The organism is uncultured Caballeronia sp., assembly GCF_964243625.1.
Taxonomy (GTDB): Bacteria; Pseudomonadota; Gammaproteobacteria; order Burkholderiales; family Burkholderiaceae; genus Caballeronia.
Window position 1 is genome coordinate 1 of the sequence record NZ_CAXTGZ010000537.1, and the last position, 4,110, is coordinate 4,110.

The following is a 4,110-nucleotide window of genomic DNA, read 5'->3' on the forward strand; positions in this document are numbered from 1 at the left end:
ATAAGCGAGCAGCTTCTTGCCGGAGTCTTCGAAGATATGGCCAAGACGTCTGTCGATGTCGTCGTCCGCCACGTCCTTGTCCCCAACCCGCAGTTTCAGACCCGTCGCAGCCACCGAGCGCTTCGTGCGCGCGACCAGTTCATCAATGTCTTTGGTGAGCGCCTTCACTGGATCAGCCTTTTCATGAAGTGCCGCGAGCATCAACTGGTCCAGCGTGCCGATGCCCGCGCCGCCGCCCTGGCGCGGTGCGGCCAGCGCATCCCAGGGCTCTCCGCGCTCGGCCCGCGAAAACAAGGCGGTGTTGAGCCGGTCCGCTGCGGCACGCGGTTGTTCCGGGCCATAACGGACGACCGTCTCGCCAATGGCAATGGATAAACGCAGCAACTTCAGGATTGCATCGAGCGGAAGTCCTGCAAGCTCGGGGGCGTCGAAGACTTCCGCGAGCGTGGTTTCAGACCGGCGCAGAAGATCGAACAATGACTTGTGAAAAGTGTCAGCGCGCGTGATCGTGGAGTGTTCCAGGCTCACCTCCGACTTGTAGACCATCGCCGGGTTGCCCCACAAATGAACGTGCCGGGCCTGCTCGCGCAGGCGGATATCACTGAGCGACACTTTGCCCCTCACGAAGATATCCGAGCGAAATCCCCGGTTGGCAAAATAATCGCGCACCTCTTCTGCTTCGATAGGATCGGTGACCGTTTCGAGCATTTTCCGCTGGTTTTCACCCAGCCACGAAACGGGCGCCATGTGTGCAAATCGCGCGCTGCCCGCAAAGCTCAGCTTGGCCTCCGCCATTTCGCGTGCAATGTCCGTGATGTGAAACGGCGTCCATTTAGCGTGCAGGTACTCGTGGACAAGATAGTTTTTATCGAGGTTTTGAAAGCCGTCCACGCGGCTCGCCGAATCAGGGTTGCGCACGAAGTGCAGCGCTTCCAGGCCCTTCACCTTCGTTACCAGTTCATTGCCCTTCGTCCAAGCGTCGCTGCCCTTTCCGGCACCGAGCATCAGCAGCCGTTGCAGCGGCATGATCTGCGCGCAACCAACCATTGCGTTGTAGCTCACCTGCACAACACCGCCCGGCTTCAGATATCGCGTGAGGAACTGCATGATGTGCGCCCGCGTGTCATCCGATACCCACGAGATGATGCCGTGCAGCGTAATGTAGTCGAACAAGGGCAGAGCGACCTTGCCTTGCGCGAGCTCGTGAAAGCCGTTTTCAAGCAGCGTGAGGTTCGGCAGGCGCGCTTCGTCGCGTATGGATGAAGCGCTCAGCACGTGCAGCGGGTTGAAATCGCAGGCATGGAACTCGCCGTTCGGATGCGTCGCAGCGAGGATGAGCGACGTCAGTCCCTGACCGAATCCAAGTTCGCAATAAGTGAATTTTTCGAGCGATGGCGGCTGTACGCGTTGCATCACGAGGCATGCGTTCAGGAAGCTGGGACTTTGTTCCTGATAGTAACCAGTCGTGTAGGCGACCGAGCTGTTATAGCCGGCTGTCCAGGTCATTGGTGTTTCCTCATTCATGTTTGGAGTTGTGCTATAGCCCGTTCGGCGGCCAACGCACGGGCTGCCGAACTATGCCGACAACGCACACACTCATGAATGAGAAACGTCTTATTTACTTGTTTTGCCCGGCGAATTTCTAGACCTTGCCGGCCGCGACCTCTTCCGGCTTCAGCTCCACGATGGCATCGAGTGCGTCCTTCACGTCCATCGCGTATCTTGCAAGCCGTTTTTGCTCGTCGGTCACCGGCACGAAGGACGGGACCGGCACGGGCTTGCCCTGTTCGTCGACGGCGACGAACACCATCAGGCAATCCGTCGTCTGTTGCAGGACGCCGCTCTTCGGATCGCCGGCATGCACCGAGATATGCAGATGCATGCTCGTCCGCCCGGTTGCGACAACCCGTGCGCGGAGTTCCACGAGATTGCCGACGAGGATGGGCCGGCGAAAGCGGATGTTGCCCACGCTCACTGTCACGCAATAACGCCCCGACCAAACGGCGGCGCATGCATACGCCGTCTCGTCCATCCACTTCATCAACGCGCCGCCGTGGACCTTCCCGCCGAAGTTGACGGACGTAGGCTCGGCGAGGAAGCGAAACGTCGTTTCCGACCGATCGTTGATGGGGGCATCCGTGGAATCCGAAAGCGGCGCTGCAGTGTTCATGTCGTTGTAAGGCACGCCCAGCGGGGCTGCCGGTCAAGTGGAGTTGCCGAATTATACGAGTCGCAAAATGCGGACGGGCTTACGACAAACCATCCAACGATCCTATTTGCGCACCGAGATACCCTCGTCCACCACGCCGTACATGGTGATGCCGCTCGACCCGCTCGCCGACGACGATCCGCCCGACGCTCCCGCGCACCCGGCGCATACCGCCGCAAGCAACGCCACAACCAACAGTTTCAGCATGACAAGCTCCTGCAAGACCGCACTTCAAGATGAAACATTATTCTAGCCCGGTGCCCCGGGACGCATCGATACTTCACGCCGCAGTGAAACATCGCGTGCACAAAGCCGCTAAAGTCGAGGCAATCGAAGGAGGTTCCCATGACTCTCAATCACGACGATGCACGCCCGTTCCCGGGTTTGTCGCGGATTGGCGCGCTGCTTGCCGACCCCGGACGCGCCGCCATGCTCTGGGCGCTGATGGACGGCACCGCCCGCCCTGCCGGCGAATTGACCATGATCGCAGGCATCTCGCCCTCGGCGGCGAGCGGGCACTTCGCGCGGCTCATCGAAAGCGGCTTGCTCGCGCTCGAGGTCAGCGGGCGGCACCGCTATTACCGCATCGCCACGCCGGACATCGCCATGGCAATCGAAGCGCTCGCCAATCTCGCGCAGGCCAGCGCGCCGCTGCGTGAACCGGTGGAAGCGCACCGGCAGGCGCCGCGCCGGGCGTCGGCGGTGCCGCTCGACATGCGCTACGCGCGGACCTGCTACGACCATCTCGCAGGCGAACTGGCGGTGCGGCTCTTCGAGCGCATGTTGACATCGGAATGGCTGGAAGGCGTGCCGGGAACCACGGCCGGCTCCGCGCGCCCCGGGCCCACTTCTCTCGATGCAACCGCGCGGGGTATCGACGCGTTCTCTCAAATGGGCATCGATCTGAAGGAGCAGAAAGCACGGCGGCGGCGATTCGCCTGCACGTGCATAGACTGGAGCGAACGCCGGCCGCATCTGGGCGGCGCGCTGGGCGCGGCTTTTCTCGATGCCTGCACGGAACATGGCTGGGTTGAAACCACGTCCCGGCGACGCATTCTGCGCGTCACGCCATCGGGCGAACAGCATTTCGCAGGGGTCCTTGGGGGTGAATAAAAATAGCTGAGCGTTCGAGCGGGGGCAGTTGTTTCATCGAGTGCGAGCCGACCAAATATGACAATTTATCAATCGGTTCACCTGTAAAGTTTTTAGTTCGCTGTCCTTCAAAGGTGCCGGACGATTTACCTGCCGGTGAACGACGCGGTATTTCCAACAGCTTTATTAGGATACCGAGTTGATTCCACTGGTTGCCGGATCCCGATCCTGACAAGTCGGGAACATGCCTTGTACCGGACCGAAGCGTGAACAACCAACCAGACCTCTCAATGAAGACAACAATAATCACAACGCCGCACAGGCTCACGCTCACCGCGCTCGCTGCCCTCAGCATGCTTGCTGCGCCGTTCGCACTTGCGCAGCAAGCCGCCCCCGTGCCTGCCAAGGACGCCACGGCCATCACCCGGCAAGACAACCTCGCTGTCTACAAGGAACTCCCCTTCGCCGACAAGACCGACTTCGAGGACGCGCAACGCGGCTTCATGGGCACCATCCCGACCGGTACGTTCAAGGCAGACGACGGCCGTACAAGCTGGGACCTGAACAAGTACAACTTCCTGAAGGGCGAAGCGCCGGACACCGTCAATCCGAGCCTCTGGCGTATCGCGCAGTTGAACATGTTCAACGGCCTCTTCAAGGTGACGGATCGCGTGTATCAGGTGCGTGGACTGGATCTCGCCAACATGACCATCGTGGAAGGTGACACGGGCGTCATCCTCATCGACGTGATGGTCACGCGCGAAGCCGCCCGCGCCGCGCTGGACCTCTACTTCCAGCACCGTCCGAAG

At 60.8% G+C, this 4,110-nt stretch carries 4 protein-coding genes and 1 pseudogene; 2 read left to right on the plus strand and 3 right to left on the minus strand.

Annotation, left to right across the window (positions count from 1 at the left end):
- The 3 genes from ACFFAR_RS26495 to ACFFAR_RS26505 form a co-directional block, all read right to left on the minus strand.
- Positions 1 to 1,506 (minus strand): methyltransferase regulatory domain-containing protein (locus tag ACFFAR_RS26495; RefSeq protein WP_174365067.1); only part of this gene is annotated, 1,506 nt, incomplete at its 3' end.
- A gap of 136 nt (positions 1,507 to 1,642) precedes the next feature.
- Positions 1,643 to 2,170 (minus strand): acyl-CoA thioesterase, encoded by a 528-nt coding sequence (locus ACFFAR_RS26500; protein WP_062167299.1) that lies wholly within the window; start codon positions 2,168 to 2,170, stop codon positions 1,643 to 1,645.
- A 102-nt stretch (positions 2,171 to 2,272) separates the two neighbouring features.
- Positions 2,273 to 2,416 carry a hypothetical protein gene (locus ACFFAR_RS26505; protein WP_155524226.1) on the minus strand — a complete coding sequence of 48 codons (144 nt, stop codon included), beginning with the start codon at positions 2,414 to 2,416 and terminating at the stop codon, positions 2,273 to 2,275.
- A 138-nt stretch (positions 2,417 to 2,554) separates the two neighbouring features.
- Between ACFFAR_RS26505 and ACFFAR_RS26510 the strand changes: the two genes are divergently transcribed.
- Both ACFFAR_RS26510 and ACFFAR_RS26515 read left to right on the plus strand, forming a co-directional pair.
- Positions 2,555 to 3,322 carry an ArsR/SmtB family transcription factor gene (locus ACFFAR_RS26510; RefSeq protein WP_375508764.1) on the plus strand — a complete coding sequence of 256 codons (768 nt, stop codon included), beginning with the start codon at positions 2,555 to 2,557 and terminating at the stop codon, positions 3,320 to 3,322.
- A gap of 269 nt (positions 3,323 to 3,591) precedes the next feature.
- A pseudogene (locus tag ACFFAR_RS26515) lies at positions 3,592 to 4,110 on the plus strand (MBL fold metallo-hydrolase); the annotation flags it as partial.